This is a genomic window from Amycolatopsis sp. NPDC000009, assembly GCF_055563465.1.
Map to the genome: position 1 here is coordinate 85,685 of NZ_JBVHDI010000018.1, position 16,987 is coordinate 102,671.

Genomic DNA, 16,987 nt, shown 5'->3' on the forward strand with positions numbered 1-16,987 from the left:
CGTGCTCTGTTTAGGACAGTAGCGTGGTGAGTTTTTCGAGTGGGGTGTGCCAGTCCAGTGTTTTGCGGGGGCGGCTGTTGAGTCGTGCGGCGACTGCGGTGAGGTGTTCTGCGGTGTGCTGGTGCAGGTTGGTCCCTTTGGGGAAGTACTGGCGAAGCAGGCCGTTGGTGTTCTCGTTCGTCCCGCGTTGCCATGGGGAGTGCGGGTCGCAGAAGTAGATGGCCAGGTCGGTGGCGAGGGTGATGTCGGCGTGACGGGCCATCTCGTTGCCCCGGTCCCAGGTCAGTGACCGCCGCAACTGGTGCGGGAGGGTCTGGATCGCGTCGATCATCGCGTCCCGGACCTGGATCGCGTCGTGGCCGTGGGGCAGGTGCAGCAGTATGACGAACCGAGTGGAGCGTTCCACGAGGGTGCCGATCGCGGACTTGTTACCGGCACCGGTGATCAGGTCGCCTTCCCAATGCCCCGGGACTGCCCGGTCCTCGGCTTCGGCCGGCCGTTCGCTGATCTCGACGAGGTCAGGGATCCGTGACCGTCGTGCCTGTGCTTGCTTGCGCGGGCGGCGCAGCGCCCGTCCTGTCCGCAAACACGCGGTGAGCTCGCGGCGCAGCGCTCCCCGGCTCTGCACATACAAGGACTGGTAGATCGTCTCGTGTGACACTCGCATCTCCGGCCGGTCGGGGAACTCCATCGCCAGCCTGGCTGTGATCTGCCCCGGAGACCACTCCTGCAGCAACCGCGCCTGCACATGATCCCGCAACTCGCGATTACCGGCCTCGGCCAGCTTCGCGGTCTTCGGCCGCCGGGCCCGATCCCGCGCCGCCGACTCCGCCCGATGCGCTCGATACCCGCCCCGGCCACCATTGTTCGTCACCTCCCGGCTGATCGTCGACGGGGCCCTGCCCAGCTGCCGAGCGATCTCCCGATACGAGAGATCCCCGGACAGACCACGAGAAATCTCCTCCCGCTCAGCCAAACTCAGATAGCGCTCGCCCAACGAGCCAGGTGCGTTCCCGATCACCCCGCCAGCCTGCGCGAACCACCGCCGCCCGGTCTCGTGCGACACATCCACCAAACGGGCGGCAGGCTTGGGCAGACACCCCGCCCGCACCGCATCCCAGAACCGCACCCGCACCACACGCGGCAACACCAACCCACCAGCCACCACAACTCCCAGCTCACGAAGGATGTTGCAACGACCCCATGAATCCGCCCCACTTTCGGGACATCAGACGTCGCGAAAGTGGCTTTCACGACATGACCCCATTCTGCCGACCGCCCGCCCCCGAGGACGTTGCGAAAGCCACTTTCACAACGTTGAAGGTTGCGAAAGTGGCTTTCGCAACACGCCTCATCCCTCAACAGGCCACCATGAGTTCAGCTACTCCAGAGCGGCGAGGATCAGCGCGGCCATCGCGGCCGGGTCGCCGTTGTCCGGGCGCAGCACCAGATCCGGGCTCTCCGGCTGCTCGTAGGGAGCGTCGACCCCGGTGAACCCGCTGATCTCGCCCGCCCGCGCCTTCGCGTACATCCCCTTGGGATCGCGGTCTTCGCAGACTTCGAGCGGGGTGTCGACGAAGACTTCGAGGAACGGCAGCCCGGCCGCCTCGTGCGCGGCGCGGGCGAGTTCGCGGTCGGCGCGGTACGGGCTGATCAGGGAGACCACCGACACCACACCGGCGTCGGCGAACAGTTTCGCGACCTCGGCGACGCGACGGACGTTCTCGGCGCGATCGGCGGGGCCGAAGCCGAGATTCCCGTTCAGCCCGTGCCGGAGGTTGTCGCCGTCCAGCAGGTACGCGGGCCTGCCGGACGCGACCAGCCGGCGCTCCAGCTCCACGGCCACACTCGACTTCCCGGACGCGGAAAGCCCGGTGAGCCAGACGGTGAGCCCGCGTGTCGCCCGTTCCGCCCTGCTGACCGCGGCGGTGTGCCAGACGACGTTCGACGCGGTCACGCTCGGGCCGGTGATCATGCCCGCCGCGACCGTCGCCCCGGAGTGCTCGTCGACGAGGAGGAAGCCGCCGGTGGAGCGGTTGCGGCGGTAGGAATCGAAGAACAGCGGTTGTCGCGCGCGAAGCCGGATCCGGCCGATTTCGTTGAGGGACAACGATTTCGCGGTCTCGTCGCGGTGCAGGGTGGTGACGTCGAGCCGGTAGTCCAGATCGCGGATCTCGGCCTTGGTCTCCCTGGTGGTGTGCCGCACGAGGAAGCCGTCCCCCGTCTTCAAAGCTCCTTGTTCGGAGAACCAGCACACCATCGCGTCGACGTCCCGGCTGGTGTGGGGCCGGTTGCCGGGGCGGCAGATCAGATCGCCGCGGCCGAGGTCGAGGTCGTCTTCGAGTTCGATCGTGACGGCCTGCGAGGCGAAGGCTTCGGTGACCGTGGTGCCACCCGGACCCCAGATCGCGCGCACCGTCGTGGTGAAACCGGACGGCAGCACGGCGACCTCGTCACCGGGTTTGAACACCCCTCCCGCGACTGTGCCCGCGTAGCCGCGGAAGTCGCGGCTGTGCTCCCGGATCACGTACTGCACGGGGAATCGCGCGTCGATGAGGTTACGATCCGAGGCGATATGCACCTGTTCGAGATGGTGCAGCAGGGAAGTCCCTTCGTACCAAGGCATACTGGCGCCCCGGTGCACGACGTTGTCGCCGTGCAGCGCCGACATCGGCACGAAGGTGAGGTCGTGCACCTGGAGTTTCATGGCGAAGCGGCGGAAGTCCTCGCGGATCTCTTCGAAGCGTTCCTGAGACCAGCCGACCAGGTCCATCTTGTTGACGCACAACACCAGATGCGGGATGCCCAGCAGGCTCGCCAGGAACGCGTGCCGCCGCGACTGTTCGAGCAAGCCCTTGCGGGCGTCGATGAGGATCAGCGCGAGATCCGCGGTGGACGCGCCGGTGACCATGTTCCGGGTGTACTGCACATGCCCCGGCGTGTCGGCGATGATGAACTTCCGCCGGGGCGTGGCGAAGTAGCGGTGGGCGACGTCGATGGTGATGCCTTGCTCGCGTTCCGCGCGGAGGCCGTCGGTGAGCAGTGCGAGGTTCGGGTACGCCTCGCCGCGGTCGCGGCCGGCACGTTCGATGGCTTCGAGCTGGTCGGTGAACACCGTCTTCGAATCGAACAGCAGACGGCCGATCAGGGTCGACTTCCCGTCGTCGACACTGCCCGCGGTCGCGAGGCGGACCAGCGAAGCGCTCATCAGAAGTAGCCTTCCTTCTTCCGGTCTTCCATACCCGCCTCGGAGATCCGGTCGTCGGCGCGGGTGGCGCCGCGTTCGGTGAGCCTGCTGACCGCCACCTCGGCGACCACCTCACCCGGCGACGTCGCCGTCGACTCGACGCAGCCGGTGCAGGTCGCGTCGCCGACGGTCCGGAAGCGAACCGTCGCCTCGTAAGGACTTTCGCCTTCGTTCAGGGTGAGGAACCGGGTGTGCGCGAGCAGCATGCCGTCCCGCTGGACGACCGGGCGCCGATGCGAGTAGTAGATCGACGGCAGGTCGACGTGCTCGGCTTCGATGTACTGCCAGATGTCGAGTTCGGTCCAGTTCGACAGCGGGAAGACGCGGATGTGCTCGCCCTTGCGGTGCCTGCCGTTGTAGAGGTCCCAGAGCTCCGGCCGCTGATTGCGCGGGTCCCACTGGCCGAACTCGTCGCGGAAGCTGAATACGCGCTCCTTCGCGCGGGCCTTCTCCTCGTCACGCCGCGCTCCGCCGAACACGGCGTCGAAGGAATGTTCGCGGATGCCCCGGAGCAGGGCGGCGGTCTGGAGACGGTTGCGGCCGGCCTTCGGGTCTTCGACGACCCGGCCCGCGTCGATGTCGTCCTGGACGCTGGAGATGACGAGTCTGAGCCCGTACCTGTCGACGGTGCGGTCACGGAACGCGATGACCTCGTCGAAGTTGTGCCCGGTGTCGACGTGCATCACCGGGAACGGCGGCGGCGACGGCCAGAACGCCTTGGCCGCCACGTGGAGCATCACCATCGAGTCCTTGCCGCCGGAGAACAGCAGCACCGGCCGTTCGAAGGTCGCCGCGACCTCGCGGAAGATGTGCACGGCTTCGGCTTCCAGTGCTTCGAGGTGGGTGAGCTCGTATGCCGGGGACGCCATCGTGACCTCCGTGGTTCGAGATCAGAAAAGTAGAACAAGTTCTTGTGCTTGGTCAAGGGCTGGGGGACGCTGTCGGCATGGACCTGGTCGCGCTCGAAGAGATCCGTCGCCTCAAAGCCCGCTACCTCCGCTGCCTCGACCTCAAGCTGTGGGACGAGATGGCCGGGACCCTGACCGCCGACGCGCACGCGCGCTACGGCACGCCGTCGTACGGCAAACCGCTGACCTTCGAAAGCCGCGAAGCGATCGTCGAGTTCTTTCGGAACGCCGTCGGCCCCGGCGTCACGACGGTGCACTTCGCCGGGCAGCCGGAGATCGACGTCGACGGCGACACCGCGACGGGCACCTGGCTGATGCGGGACAAGGTGATCGTGCCCGAGCACCGGGTGATCATCGAGGGCGCGGCGTTCTACGAGGACACCTACCGGCGGGTGGACGGCGTATGGCTGACCGCCTCGACCCAGTACGACCGGCTGTACGAAACGATGATGTCGATGGACGACGTGCCGAGCCTGAAGCTGACCGCGAACCGCTGGTCTTCCTGACCGCGTTTAGTCCTCTGAATGCGGCGGTGGGCGCGGGCTCGCCTGTCCCGAAGGGCACCTTTGAGACGTTGTACCCCCTGAAGGTGCCCTTCGGGACGCTCGCGTTTAGTCCTCTAAATGCGGCAGGGCGCGGGGCTTGGGGACGCCAAGCGCCGGCGTAATGCGGTCCTTGCGTGTGCAACTATCGCATTCAGAGGACTAAACGCGGGGGTGGCGGCCCCCGGATTCGGCGGTGACGGCGTCGGCGGTGGCGGCCAGCGCCGCGCCCCGCCGCGCGATTTCCGCGCCGGTGATCGGTTCGCCGACCGAAAGCGTGAGCACGAGCTCTTGCCGTCCCGAAGCGTCGAACGTCGGTGCGGCGAGGAGGCTCACCGCGTGCTTGCGGCGCGGCTCCAGATCGGCACCGAGGTAGACGCGTTCGCCGAGGCTCGACACGAGTTCTCCCACCAGGCCCCGCACTTCCGGCGGCAGTTCCTCCGCGCCGACGCCCGCCATCAGCGCGTAGAGCCGGCGGCCCGCGGTGGTCAGGCTCTCCACCAGGTACCCGTGCTCCCGGCATTCGGCGACGACGCGGCGCAGGTGCGCTTCGTCCAGCCGCACCGGCACCGTCGGCGGTTTGGCGAGCCACGCGTCGAACGCCGCGTCGGAATCCCACAGCACGTACATCAGGCCGACCGGCGGCGCGAACGGATAGGTCTCGCCCAGTTTGATCCGGCCGGGACCGGCGCTCTGCAGCATCAGGATCCGGTCGCCGACCACGGCCGACGCCGTGCACGTGGCGCCGTATCGCCTGCTGAGCTCCTCCAGATGCCGTCGCGCGACCTCGCTCGCGCCGAATCCCTCGCCGGCGACGCGGCCGGCGGCGACCATCGCGGGCCCCAGCCGGTAGGTGACCGGCTGAGGGTCGCGGACCAGGTAGCCGCCCGCCGTCAGCTCGGTGACGATGCCGAGGCAGGTCGGTTTCGCCAGGTCCAGCTCGCGGGCGAGTTCTGAAAGGCCGAAGCGACGGCCTGGGTGCGCCGCGAAGAAGTCGAGGAGCCGCACGACTCGCTCGGTGGGCGGGGAGCGCCGGGTCATTGACCCATCCTTAGAACGCGTTCTAGTCTGATGGCACGAAGAACGTACCAAGCCGGTACGTATTTGTACCAGTATGAGGAGTCGCCGGTGCTCACTCAACCGTTCGCGGACGCGATCGTCGAAGCCGAGAAGATCATCGCGGAGGCGCCGCACATCCGGACCGAGCAGGATCTGGTCGAGGGGTACGACTACCTCGCGGGCAGCATCCGCGCGTCCTTGCAGATGGCGTGGGCCTACGAACGGGACCATCCGTTCTTCACCCAGTCCACCGGGCCGTACACGAAGATGGGCCTGGACAACCCGGACACGCTGTACTTCAACGCGAACATCCGCGAGGACCGCGAATACGTCGTCACCGGGACGCGGGGGAGCACGGCCGACGTCAGTTTCCAGATCCTCAACGGCGACTACTCGCCCGTCGAGGTGCCGGACAGCCTCGCCGCCTTCGACGACCGCGAGATCGAGATCGCCGGGGACGGCTCGTTCGAACTCCGCTTCGGGCCGGCGAAACCCGACCCCGGCCCCAACTATTTCGTGCTCGGCCCGGGTTCGTCGATGCTCGTGGTGCGTGAGGTCTACAGCGACTGGGCCGCCGAACGCCGAGGGACGATCCAGATCCAGTGCGCCGACACCGCGGGTGGCGCGCCCGCGCCGCTCACCCGCGACGGGCTGGCCAAACGCTACGGCGTGACCGGCAAGATCCTGCTGAGCAGGCTCCGCACCTTCCTCGCCTTCCCGAAGTGGTTCTACCTGAACCTGCCGGTGAACACGATGACCGAGCCGCGGCCCACGCCGGGCGGCCTGACCACGCAGTACTCGTCGGCCGGGCACTACGAACTCGGCGACGAAGAGGTCATGATCGTGACGGTGCCGCGCTCGGACGCGCCGTATCAGGGCATCCAGCTCGGCAGCGTCTGGTATCTCTCGCTGGACTACATCAATCATCAGACGAGCCTCACCGCCGACCAGGCGCGGGTCGACCCGGACGGCAAGATCCGCTTCGTGATCAGCGAACGCGACCCCGGCCTGGCGAACTGGCTCGAACGCACCGGCCACGACCGCGGCTACGTCCAGATCCGGTGGCAGCGCCTGTCACGCGCACTGGAGAAGGCCGACGGGCCCGAGGTCGAGGTGGTGAAGTTCGGCGAACTCGCCGACCGGTTGCCCTTCTACGACGAGGCGCGCGTGACCCCGCAAGAGTGGACAAACCGGATCTCGGCCCGGCAACAGGCGGTCGCGGCGAGGATGCTGGGATGACGGATCTCTTACGGGACAAGGTGGTCGTGGTCTCCGGTGTCGGGCCGGGGCTCGGCCGGTCGATCGCCGTCCGCTGTGCCGCGGCCGGGGCGGACGTCGTCCTCGCCGCCCGCACCGAATCCCGGCTCGCCGAGGTCGCCAAGGAAGTCGACGCGCTCGGTCGCCGCGCCGTCGCCGTGCCCACCGACATCACCGACGACGCTTCGGCGGTGAACCTCACCGAGGCCGCGCTGGAAACGTTCGGCCGGGTGGACGCCTTGGTGAACAACGCTTTCGCCATCCCGCCGATCATGGATCTCGCCGACGTCGACCTCGCCGACGTGCGGGCGGGCTTCGAGACCAACGTGCTCGCCGCGCTTCGGCTCACTCGCCTGTTCACGCCCGCGCTCGCCGAGAGCGGCGGTTCGGTGGTGATGATCAATTCGGCCGTGCTGCGGCATTCCCGGCGGACATTCGGCGCGTACAAGATGGCGAAGGCGAGCTTGCTCGCGCTCGCCCAGAGCCTCGCCTCGGAACTCGGGCCGCGCGGGATCCGGGTCAACTCCGTGGCGCCCGGCTACATCTGGGCGGACTCGCTGAAATGGTATTTCGCTTACCTGGCCAAGGAACGCGGGGTGCCGCCGGAGCAGGTGTACGCCGAGACGGCGGAGACGATCGACCTGCGCCGCCTGCCGGAACCGGACGAGATCGCCGACACCGTCGTGTTCCTGGCCTCGTCGCTCGCCCGGTGCGTCACCGGCCAGTGCCTCGACGTCAACGCCGGCGAATACCACCACTGAGAGGGAGAACATGCTGCCAGGGCGGGAAAACGTCGGCACCGTGGAGGATCTGCACGCGTCGGCGGCGAAACTCACCGGGCTGGACGATTTCGGCGGTGAGGACCATCTCGAAGGTCTCCGCGTGCTGCTGGATTCGTATGCCGGCGAGGCGGGTTTGACCCCGTATGGCAACAAGATCCATCGCGCGTTCCTGCGCGGTGCGCTGGTGGCGAGGTCGTTGAGCGAGGCCTCGTGGAAGCAGAATCCGGACTACGCCGGCGTTCCCGTCGAGCGGCCCATCTTCGTCACCGGTCTGCCGCGCACGGGGACCACGGCTTTGCACCGGCTGCTCACCGAGGACCCGGCGCACCAGGGGCTGGAAGTCTGGCTGACCGAAGTGCCGCAACCGCGTCCGCCCCGCGAGACCTGGGCGGAGAACCCGGTCTTCCAAGGGATCCAGGCGGGCTACGAGAAACATCACGTCGAACATCCCGAGTTCATGGGCCTGCACCACATGTCCGCCGATCAGGTCGAGGAATGCTGGCAGCTCCTGCGGCAGTCGCTGAAATCCGTGTCCTATGAATGCCTCGCGCACGTGCCCTCGTACTCGCGCTGGCTGGACGGGCAGAGCTGGACCGACGCCTATCGCCGGCATCGGCGCAACCTGCAGCTCATCGGCCTGCCCGACGCCGGGCGCCGCTGGGTGCTGAAGAACCCGAGCCATCTCTTCGCGCTCGACGCGCTGCTGGAGGTCTATCCGGACGCGCTGATCGTCCAGACCCATCGCGCGCCGAGCACGATCGTCGCGTCGGTGTGCAGTTTGAACGAGCAGGCTTCGGCGGGCTGGTCCGACGTCTTCCGCGGCGACGTGATCGGCCGCAGCCAGCTGGACCTGTGGGCGCGTGGTGCCGAAAAGTCGCTGGAGGCCAGGAAACGGCACGATCCGGCGCAGTTCTGCGATGTCCGGTACGAGGATTTCGTCGCCGATCCGATCGGCACGGTCGAGGGCGTCTACCGGTATTTCGGGCTGCCGCTGAGCGACGCCGCCCGGGACGCGATGACCGTGGTGCACGCCGAAAGCCGTTCCGGGGAAAGGAAACCCGTGCACCGGTACGACCTCGCGGACTTCGGGCTCACCGCAGGCGAGGTCGACGAACGCTTCTCGGCCTACCGCGCCGCGTACGCCCTCTGACCCCCCGCATTTCGTCCTCTGAATGCGGTCGTTGCACGCGCAAGGACCGCATTCAGAGGACGAAATGCGGAGAGGGGGTCAGAATCCGGCGGCGCGTTGCGAGGGGAGGCCGCGCGTCGTGATCCCGCGCAGGACCTCGACCCGCTCCGAACCCGGCCGCCCGAGCACCCAGCTCGACCCAGGGACCTCCTTGGCCTGCTTCTTCAGCGGCGCCAAGAGCCGGGACGCGTCCTTGTAGGACCGGATCGCGCCGGTACCGCACACCAGGGTCGCGAGCGAAACCGTCACCGGCAGCCCGTCGGCCGACCACGCCGTGTCCAGCAGCGCGGCGGCGACCGTGCCGATCTCGTCGACGTCGCAGGCGATCAGGAAGTCGTCCCCGCCGACGTGACTGACGCGCATCCGGCGCAGCCGGTTCTCCAGGTCGGTGAGGGTCCGGCCGAGCGTGCGGATCAGGTCGTCGCCCGCGGCGAACCCGGCGGTGTCGTTGACCGTCTTGAACGAGTCGACGTCCAGCCAGGCCGCGACGAACGGCTCCCGCGCGTTGATCCGGCGGTCGACGTCCCTGGCGACGGCGTCGCTGCCGGGCAGGCGGGTCAGCGGGCTCAGCGAGACCGCCTCCTCGACCTTCGCCTCCGCGACCCCGCGGACGACCTCGTTCACCAGTACCACGCCGACACACCGGCCGCGGTCGTCGACCACCACGACGTCGTCGCCGGTCCGGCCCCAGTCCGCGTCGGTGACCAGTTCGAGGAATTCGAGCGCGCTCGCGTCGGCGTGGATCGTGTGCGGCCGGTCGGCGAGCCGCGAAGCCGGCCGTTTGGCGTGCAGGGCGTGGCCGTACAACCCGGTGACCGCGACCAGGAACCGGGTCCGGTCGATCGACCACTGTGGACGGTGCCGGTCGTCGATGCCGACGATGCCGCTCGGCCCGTCGGCGGCGGCCAGCACCTCGCGCACGTCGTCGCAGGTCGCGTCTTCCGGCAGCGTGGTCGCGGGCCGGAGGAAATCACCGACGCGGCGGGCGCGGGCGGTGCCGGGGATGAACGGCCCTGGCGCGTCCGGCGCGGGCAGCGGCGCGTGGTCGCCGTCCGGCGGGGCGAGCAGGTTGCCCTGCGCGATCCGCACGCCGAGCCGCCGCGCGGATTCCAGCTGCTCGGTGGTTTCGAGCCCGGTCGCCACCAGGCGGTTGTCCGTGCGCGACGCGAAATGCAGCACCGCCTCGACCACCGCGACGGCGGCCGGGTCGTGCGGCAGGCCGCGTAACACGCTGCGGTCCAGTTTCACCAGGTCGACGGGCGCCGAGGCGAGCAGCGTGAGCGGGAGGTCACCGCGGCCGAGGCCGTCGAGCGCGAGCCGGAACCCGACTTCGGTGAGCCGGCGCATCCCGGTGAGCAGCAGGTCGGCGGGGATCTGCGTGAACGGCGGCCCGATCTCCAGCACGACGTCCCTGGTCCGGCGGCCCGCCAGGCTGAGCGCGTCGGTCAGCGGGTCGAACTGCGACGGCGGTGCCGCCACTGTTCGCGCGGACAGGTTCAGGTGCAGGGGGAGGGTGGCCTGCGGTTCGCGCAGTTGCCGGACGGCCTCGGCGGCCAGGCCGACGTCGACCTCGGCCAGCCTGCCGCTGCGCCGGGCGTCGGCGAGCAGTTCGTGGGCGGTGCCGCGGCCTGGCCGTGCCAGCGCTTCGAACGCGACGACGCCACCGGTGTGCAGGCTGTACAACGGCTGGTAAGCGAAGCGGACAGCGATCTGCAACGTCACAACCGCATGGTCTCGGCTGGCGACACGAAACGAAATACGTGTCAACTGATGTTCATCGTGAAGGCACCCGGGTTACCTAGAACGGCGTAACGCAGGCCACCCGATCAGGTGTTTTCTCACTGGCCATGGTGACATCCGGAAAAGCGCCGACATCGCTTCGATGGTGCCCGGGACATCTTCGCGACCGCTGGTGAACGCCCTCTGATGCGCGATGGGCAAGGTGAAGAACCGATCGAAGAACACCGGGACCAGTTCGGGCGGCATTCCGCACAGCGCCCGCAACCCGTACCTCCGCAATCCGTGCACGGCGCGTGCCGAAGACGGCCACAGCGCCCGGTGCGCGGCCGACGCCACCGCGGCGGGTCCTCGATCCCAAGCCCGGACCACGGCGTCGGCGACCGGTTCCGCGAGCCGGATCGACGTCGCGACGCTGTACCCGGTCGCCGGATGCACCAGGGCGGCGGCGGTCCCGAACGGCACGGTCCGGCCGCGTCGCGGCACCGGGGCGTCGAGCACGATTCGCACGCGTTCTTCGCGCCCGCGCGACGTCAGCCCGACGGCCTTCAGGCGGGCTCGCAGCCGTGCCGCCAGGACGTCGAGCGGCAGGCCGGGCCTGCGGGCCAGCGAGGTCTCCTCGACCAGGACGGTCCCGTCGCCGAGCGGCAGCACGTACAGGAATCCGGACTCGGTCTCCCGCCAGTCCATGAACACGACGGTGTCTGGGTCGTCCACCAGTCGCAGCGCGTCCTCGGCCGGGAGGACGGCCCCGAACGCCGTCTGTTCGTACCGGTCGCCTCGCGGCCGGACACCGGACGCGTCGACGTACAGGCCGGTCGCGAGGGTCCGTCCGTCTTCGAGGCGCACCGACGAACCCTGCCCGCCGTGGTCCACGCCGGACACGGTCCCGGCGACGACGTCGTAGCCACCGTCGAGCCACCGGCGCAGGCCGGCGTTGTCCATCACCAGGTAACGCCGATCCAGGAGGTGACGGCTGGTCCCGAAGGCGAGCGTGGTCGAAGGCGCGCACGCGACGGCGCTCCCGGGCAGCGCGGGCAGTTCGTCGGCGAACAACCCGTAGGTCGCCCGCCAGCGCCGGCCGGGCGCCGGGTCGACGAGGACCGTCTCCAGGCCGCGCCGGGCGCAGGCGCGCGCGAGCGCCCGCCCCGCCGGGCCGCCGCCCGCGATCACCACGTCCGCCACCTGGACATCTCATCACGCCACCGCGACGGATACGGTGTCACGCATGGAACAGACGGACCCGAGGACGTGGCGGCGCGATCCGGAGAGCGAGAGCGCCGGGTTCACCGACCTCGCCACGAGCCCGTTCCGGATCGACCGGGACCGGATCGCCGCGTCGCCGTTCTTCGCCCGGCTCGGCGGGGTGACGCAGGTGGTCAGCGCCGGCGGTTCCGGGCTGCTGCACAACCGGCTCACGCACAGTCTCAAGGTCGCGCAGGTCGCGCGCGCCATCGCCGAGCGGATCAACGCGAGCAGCGATTCCGCCGAACTCGCCGCGAAACTGGGCGGCTGCGATCCGGACGTCGCCGAGGCCGCCTCGCTCGCGCACGATCTGGGGCATCCGCCGTTCGGGCATCTCGGCGAGCAGACCCTGGACCGCATCGCCCGCCACCGCTTCGGCCTCGCCGATGGTTTCGAAGGCAACGCGCAGTCGTTCCGGATCATCACCACCACCGACGTCCGCGGCCCGTCCGCCTCCGGGCTCGACCTCACCACGGCGGTGCGCGCCGCGGTGCTGAAGTACCCGTGGGCGCGGTTGCACGTGCCCGACCCGCATCCGACGTCGATGCCCGTCCAGCCGCGCGGCGCGGCCGAGCCCGCCGACGCCCCCGGCACCGGTGCGAGCAAGTTCTCCGCCTACAGCACCGAACTCGACGACTTCACCCAGGCGCGGGCCCCGTTCGACGGCCGGATCGAACCCTGGCAGCAGACCGTCGAAGCGTCCGTGATGGATACCGCCGACGACATCGCCTACGCCATCCACGACCTCCAGGACTTCCACCGGATCGGGGTCCTGCAGCACGCTCCGGTCGCCGCCGAGTTCTCCGGCTGGGTCGATCACGCGCTGGAACTGGCCGCGCTGGACGACGCGACCTTGACCGCGGAACGGCGGCTGCCCGGCCGTTCGCTGGAGCGGCTGCGGCGCCGGATGCACGCCAAGGACGGCTGGATCGTCGACGACGACGCCTTCACCAGCGCCGTCGCCCGCGTCCGCGCCGAACTCGTCGACGGCCTGCTCGCCACCGGATTCGACGGGTCCATCGAGGCCGAGCAGGCCACCGCCGCCTTCTCCGCGAAGTGGACCGCGCGGCTCGTCGACGGTGTCCAGGTGGTGGCTTCGCCGTCGGCCCGAACCGGGCATCTCACACTGCGTCCCGCCCAGTGGCACGAGGTGCAGGTGCTGAAGTTCGTGCACCGGCGGTTCGTGCTGCTGCGCCCGGAACTGGCGCTGCACCAGCGCGGACAGGCGAGCCTGGTGACCACGCTGGTCGACGCGCTCGACGCGTGGCTGCTCGATCGCGACGAGTTCTACCGGCTCCCGCGACGGTTGCACGACTTGGTGGAATTGGCCCAGTCCGAGTTCTCCGCGCTGGCGCGGACGTCGCCGGAACTGCTCATCGGAGCGACCGGGGAACCGGTCACCGGTGCCGACGCGGTACGCGGCCTGGCGCGGGGGCGGGCGGTCGTCGACTTCGTGGCGTCGCTGACGGACAAGCAGGCGGTGACCCTTTTGGACGGCTTGTCGGGCCGCGCTTCGCAGCCATGGTCGGACTCGTTCGTCCTGTAGCGACGCGATTACCCTGAACGGCCCACGGCCTGCGGCCGAATCCGGAAAATATCCATCCGACGTCACCCGAACGGCTCCTGCCGCCGGTGCGCGCCCGGTACTTAGCTTGATCGAGCCGGTGATCGCCGGCGTCGGTCAGCGTGAGTCGGGGCACGCGCCTAGGAATCGGAGGCGCACGTGCGTCCAACCCGTTCTAGCAGGAGAAGAAGAACGATCCTGACCGCGGGCACCGCTGCCCTCGTCACCGCGCTCGGCCTGGTGAGCCCGCCCGGCGCGGCGGCGGAAAGCGGCGGATCCCCGGACGCGTTCTCGGCGAACACCGTCCGGCAGATCGAGGCACTGCAGTCGATCAAGAAGAGCCAGAACGCCGGCGAGTCCAAAGTGGACAGCAGGCTGCTCGTCGAACAGAAACTCCGCGCTCAGCGGATGTCGGCTTCCGCGGTTCCCGCACTGGGGTCTGGGGCGAATGTCTCCGCGGCCGGCACCGTACTCGTGGACATCCGTGGCCAGGTTTCGGAAGAACTCCTCAAGGGACTGCGTGAATCCGGTGCGGGGATTCGGGCGGTGTCGCAGCGGTACGGCAGCGTGCGCGCCGAGGTTCCGCTGAACGCGGTTCCGGCGATCGCGGCCCGCGCCGACGTCAAGAAGGTCGAGACCGCCAACGAGGCGTTCACCGCCCGCCAGCTCGCCGAACCCGCCGCCGCGGGCAAGCGGGAGAGCAAGGAAGAGAAGGCCGCCCGGATCGCGGACGAGCTGAAGAAGGCCGTCGACGCCAAGGGACAGCCGGGTATCGCCGCCGGACCGGTCAACAGCGAGGGCGATCGAGCGCACAACGCCGACACCGCGCGCCAGCAGTTCGGCGTCACCGGCGTGGGCACGAAGATCTGCGCGCTCTCCGACGGGATCGACTCGCTCGCGACCTCGCAGGCACGCGGCGAACTCCCGGCGGGCGTCGACGTGATCCCCGGCCAGGAAGGCGACGGCGACGAGGGCACCGCGATGCTCGAGATCATCCACGATCTCGCGCCGAACGCGGAGCTCGGCTTCGCCAGTGCGTTCAACTCCGACGCCAGCTTCGCCGACAACATCCGCAAACTGCGGTTCGACGCGGGCTGCGACGTCATCGTCGACGACGTGCTGTACTTCAAGGAATCGCCGTTCCAGGACTGGATCATCGCCCAGGCCGTGAACGACGTGACCGCCGACGGCGCGCTGTACTTCTCCTCGGCCGGTAACGAAGGCAACGTCACCGACGGCACTTCCGGTCACTGGGAAGGCGACTTCGTCGACTCCGGCAAGGGCGTCGGCAAATTCGCCGGTACCGCGCACAACTTCGCCGGTGCCGCGGGCAACCAGATCTTCCAGCCGATCTCGAACGCGTCGGGCCGGGTGCCGGTCACGTTGTTCTGGTCCGACCCGCTGGGCCGCTCGAACAACGACTACGACCTGTACCTGCTGAACGCGGCGGGCAACGTCGTCGACTTCAGCCAGGACGTCCAGACCGGCACTCAGGACGCTTACGAACGGGTGGACACCACGGGTGTCGCCGGCCTGCGCCTGGCCATCGTCAAGTTCTCCGGTGAAGGCCGCTACCTTTCGCTGTCCGCGCTGCGCGGCCGGTTCACCGACTCGGCCGACGGCCTCAAGGCCTACACCAGCCCGGGCGTGACCGTCGGCCACTCGGCCGCGCGGGACGCGTTCAGCGTCGCGGCGGCCCCGGCGGCCAAGGCGTTCCCCCGAGCCCTCGAACCGGGCGACCCGGCCAACCCGGCAGGCCCGTTCCCCGGTGCCTTCGGCGCGACCACGAAGGTCGAACGGTTCACTTCGGACGGTCCGCGGCGGATGTTCTACCAGGCCGACGGCACGCCGATCACCCCTGGCGACGTGTCCGCGACCGGCGGCGAGGTCCGCGCCAAACCGGACATCACCGCGGCCGACGGCGTCTCCACCAGCGTCACCGGTTTCACCACGTTCTACGGCACGTCGGCCGCCGCGCCGCACGCCGCCGCGATCGCGGGCCTGGTGCTTTCGGGCAACCCGGGGCTGCCCCCGGCCGAAGTGCGCGAGGCGCTGATCAACACCGCCGTCGACATCCTGGCGCCGGGCCGCGACAACTCCAGCGGCGCGGGCGTCATCCTCGCCGACAAGGTGCTCGCCTACACCGGTGCCAGCCCGCAGCCGCTCGCGTCCGCGGGCCGGCCGACGGTGACCCCGGCCGACGGCGGCTCCGCGCTCGACCCGGGCGACACCGCCAAGGTCACCCTTCCGGTGACCAACCGCGGCGACGGCACCGCGACGTCCACCAGCGTCGTGCTCTCCAGCCCGACCTCCGGTGTCACGGTGGCGCCGCGGTCGAAGTCGTACGGCACGATCAGCCCCGGGCAGACCGGTGTGAACGACTTCACCATCACCGTTCCCGCCACGCAGGAACTCGGGGTGCCGGTGGTGCTGAACGCGCGCGTGACCTTCGCGGGTTCGTACTCCCCGACGACGTCCACGTTCTCGCTGCCGGTCGGTACCCCGTCGCCGGTGGCGCAGAACTTCGCCTACGCCGGTGACGCCGTGGCGATCCCGGACAGCGACCCGACCGGTGTGACCGTGCCGATCACGGTGAGCGGGGTCGGGCGCGCGTCGAAGCTGACGTTCTCGGTGGACGGGGCGACCTGCAACGCCGACCAGGCCTCGACGACGGTGGGTATCGATCACTCGTACGTCGGTGACCTGGTCGGCACGCTGACCTCGCCCTCGGGTGCGAAGGCGACCGTGTTCCAGCGCAGCGGTGGCTCGGGCAACAACCTGTGCCAGGTCGTCTTCGCCGACACCGCGGCCGCCGCGTTCAGTTCGGTGAGCGCGGCGAACGCGCCGTTCACCGGCACCTACAAGCCGGCGCAGGCGCTCGGCGGCCTGGCCGCCGGTGTCGCCGACGGCATCTGGAAGTTCACCGCGGTGGACGTCGCCGGTGGCGACACCGGGTCGATCCGCTCGATCTCCTTGCACATCAACGGTTTCGTTCAGCCCGGGGTGGCGGAACGGCCGGCGGGTGTCGGGAAGTCGGTGGGCCGGGGACCGGTGAAGCCGGTCTAGGCCTCTCGTTTTGCGCGTGAAGCCCCCCTTCTTTCGGCTCAGCCGAGGGAAGGGGGCCTTCACGTGGTGGCTGGTGTTGCGAAAGCCACTTTCGCAACCTTCAACGTTGGGAAAGTGGCTTTCGCAACGCCCGCACGCGTCTGGCCTTCTGGCTTGCCAGGCGGGTCGGGTGGTGTCGCGAAAGCCACTTTCGCGACGTCTGGTGTCCCGAAAGTGGCTTTCTCGACACCGCCGATCGGGAGCGTCACGCTTACTCGCCCCAGCCGCGGCGCGTGTTGCGAAAGCCACTTTCGCAACCTTCAACGTTGCGAAAGTGGCTTTCGCAGCATCGCTACCGAAGCCTGCTGGCCGGCGCCGACTGTATCAGTGCCCCAGCACCCCCCGGATCTCG

At 69.3% G+C, this 16,987-nt stretch carries 12 protein-coding genes; 6 read left to right on the plus strand and 6 right to left on the minus strand.

The genetic code is table 11. The features are described from left to right. Window positions 1-10: 10 nt before the first annotated feature. From ACZ3HL_RS34210 to cysD, 3 genes are all read right to left on the minus strand, one after another. Window positions 11-1,168, minus strand: a complete 1,158-nt coding sequence (locus ACZ3HL_RS34210) for an IS30 family transposase (protein WP_465485040.1) — start codon at window positions 1,166-1,168, stop codon at window positions 11-13. 213 nt (window positions 1,169-1,381) lie between these two features. After that, a complete protein-coding gene (gene cysC / locus ACZ3HL_RS34215; protein ID WP_465535422.1) occupies window positions 1,382-3,208 on the minus strand; it encodes an adenylyl-sulfate kinase in 1,827 nt (608 codons plus the stop codon). After that, the gene (gene cysD, locus ACZ3HL_RS34220; RefSeq protein ID WP_465535423.1) at window positions 3,208-4,116 is read right to left on the minus strand and encodes a sulfate adenylyltransferase subunit CysD; all 909 of its coding nucleotides are present in this window, start codon (window positions 4,114-4,116) and stop codon (window positions 3,208-3,210) included. Before cysD ends, cysC begins: the two co-directional genes overlap by 1 nt. A gap of 77 nt (window positions 4,117-4,193) precedes the next feature. Here cysD and ACZ3HL_RS34225 point away from each other — a divergent pair, with 77 nt between their 5' ends. Continuing rightward, window positions 4,194-4,661: a nuclear transport factor 2 family protein gene (locus ACZ3HL_RS34225; RefSeq protein ID WP_465535424.1), complete on the plus strand. Its 468-nt coding sequence runs from the start codon at window positions 4,194-4,196 to the stop codon at window positions 4,659-4,661. Window positions 4,662-4,859: 198 nt separating this feature from the next. On the opposite strand, the gene ACZ3HL_RS34230 is transcribed toward ACZ3HL_RS34225, so the two are convergent. Further along, entirely contained in the window at window positions 4,860-5,738 is an 879-nt protein-coding gene (locus ACZ3HL_RS34230) for a helix-turn-helix domain-containing protein (protein ID WP_465535425.1), read from the minus strand. 87 nt (window positions 5,739-5,825) lie between these two features. Between ACZ3HL_RS34230 and ACZ3HL_RS34235 the strand changes: the two genes are divergently transcribed. Genes ACZ3HL_RS34235 through ACZ3HL_RS34245 form a run of 3 tightly spaced genes read left to right on the plus strand, consistent with a single transcriptional unit; the run spans window position 5,826 to window position 8,945 of the window. Beyond that, window positions 5,826-6,995, plus strand: coding sequence for a hypothetical protein (locus ACZ3HL_RS34235; RefSeq protein WP_465535426.1), 1,170 nt, complete (start codon window positions 5,826-5,828; stop codon window positions 6,993-6,995). Continuing rightward, window positions 6,992-7,774 (plus strand): SDR family oxidoreductase, encoded by a 783-nt coding sequence (locus ACZ3HL_RS34240; RefSeq protein ID WP_465535427.1) that lies wholly within the window; start codon window positions 6,992-6,994, stop codon window positions 7,772-7,774. Before ACZ3HL_RS34235 ends, ACZ3HL_RS34240 begins: the two co-directional genes overlap by 4 nt. Window positions 7,775-7,784: 10 nt before the next feature. Then, a complete protein-coding gene (locus tag ACZ3HL_RS34245; RefSeq protein WP_465535428.1) occupies window positions 7,785-8,945 on the plus strand; it encodes a sulfotransferase family protein in 1,161 nt (386 codons plus the stop codon). A gap of 78 nt (window positions 8,946-9,023) precedes the next feature. Here ACZ3HL_RS34245 and ACZ3HL_RS34250 read toward each other — a convergent pair whose 3' ends face one another. Together ACZ3HL_RS34250 and ACZ3HL_RS34255 are read right to left on the minus strand one after the other, a co-directional pair. Further along, window positions 9,024-10,706, minus strand: a complete 1,683-nt coding sequence (locus ACZ3HL_RS34250) for an EAL domain-containing protein (RefSeq protein WP_465535429.1) — start codon at window positions 10,704-10,706, stop codon at window positions 9,024-9,026. A gap of 72 nt (window positions 10,707-10,778) precedes the next feature. Further along, window positions 10,779-11,906: a lycopene cyclase family protein gene (locus ACZ3HL_RS34255; RefSeq protein ID WP_465535430.1), complete on the minus strand. Its 1,128-nt coding sequence runs from the start codon at window positions 11,904-11,906 to the stop codon at window positions 10,779-10,781. A gap of 43 nt (window positions 11,907-11,949) precedes the next feature. On the opposite strand from ACZ3HL_RS34255, the gene ACZ3HL_RS34260 reads away from it, so the two are divergent. Both ACZ3HL_RS34260 and ACZ3HL_RS34265 read left to right on the plus strand, forming a co-directional pair. After that, window positions 11,950-13,512 (plus strand): deoxyguanosinetriphosphate triphosphohydrolase family protein, encoded by a 1,563-nt coding sequence (locus ACZ3HL_RS34260; protein ID WP_465412386.1) that lies wholly within the window; start codon window positions 11,950-11,952, stop codon window positions 13,510-13,512. Between the two features lie 213 nt (window positions 13,513-13,725). After that, window positions 13,726-16,596 (plus strand): S8 family serine peptidase, encoded by a 2,871-nt coding sequence (locus tag ACZ3HL_RS34265; RefSeq protein WP_465535500.1) that lies wholly within the window; start codon window positions 13,726-13,728, stop codon window positions 16,594-16,596. Window positions 16,597-16,987: the final 391 nt, after the last annotated feature.

Bases quoted from the DNA above. Each gene is read 5' to 3' on its own strand.
- cysC (WP_465535422.1), bottom strand. From the start codon at position 3,208: ATGAGCGCTTCGCTGGTCCGCCTCGCGACCGCGGGCAGTGTCGACGAC.
- cysD (WP_465535423.1), bottom strand. From the start codon at position 4,116: ATGGCGTCCCCGGCATACGAGCTCACCCACCTCGAAGCACTGGAAGCC.
- ACZ3HL_RS34225 (WP_465535424.1), top strand. From the start codon at position 4,194: ATGGACCTGGTCGCGCTCGAAGAGATCCGTCGCCTCAAAGCCCGCTAC.
- ACZ3HL_RS34230 (WP_465535425.1), bottom strand. From the start codon at position 5,738: ATGACCCGGCGCTCCCCGCCCACCGAGCGAGTCGTGCGGCTCCTCGAC.
- ACZ3HL_RS34240 (WP_465535427.1), top strand. From the start codon at position 6,992: ATGACGGATCTCTTACGGGACAAGGTGGTCGTGGTCTCCGGTGTCGGG.
- ACZ3HL_RS34245 (WP_465535428.1), top strand. From the start codon at position 7,785: ATGCTGCCAGGGCGGGAAAACGTCGGCACCGTGGAGGATCTGCACGCG.
- ACZ3HL_RS34260 (WP_465412386.1), top strand. From the start codon at position 11,950: ATGGAACAGACGGACCCGAGGACGTGGCGGCGCGATCCGGAGAGCGAG.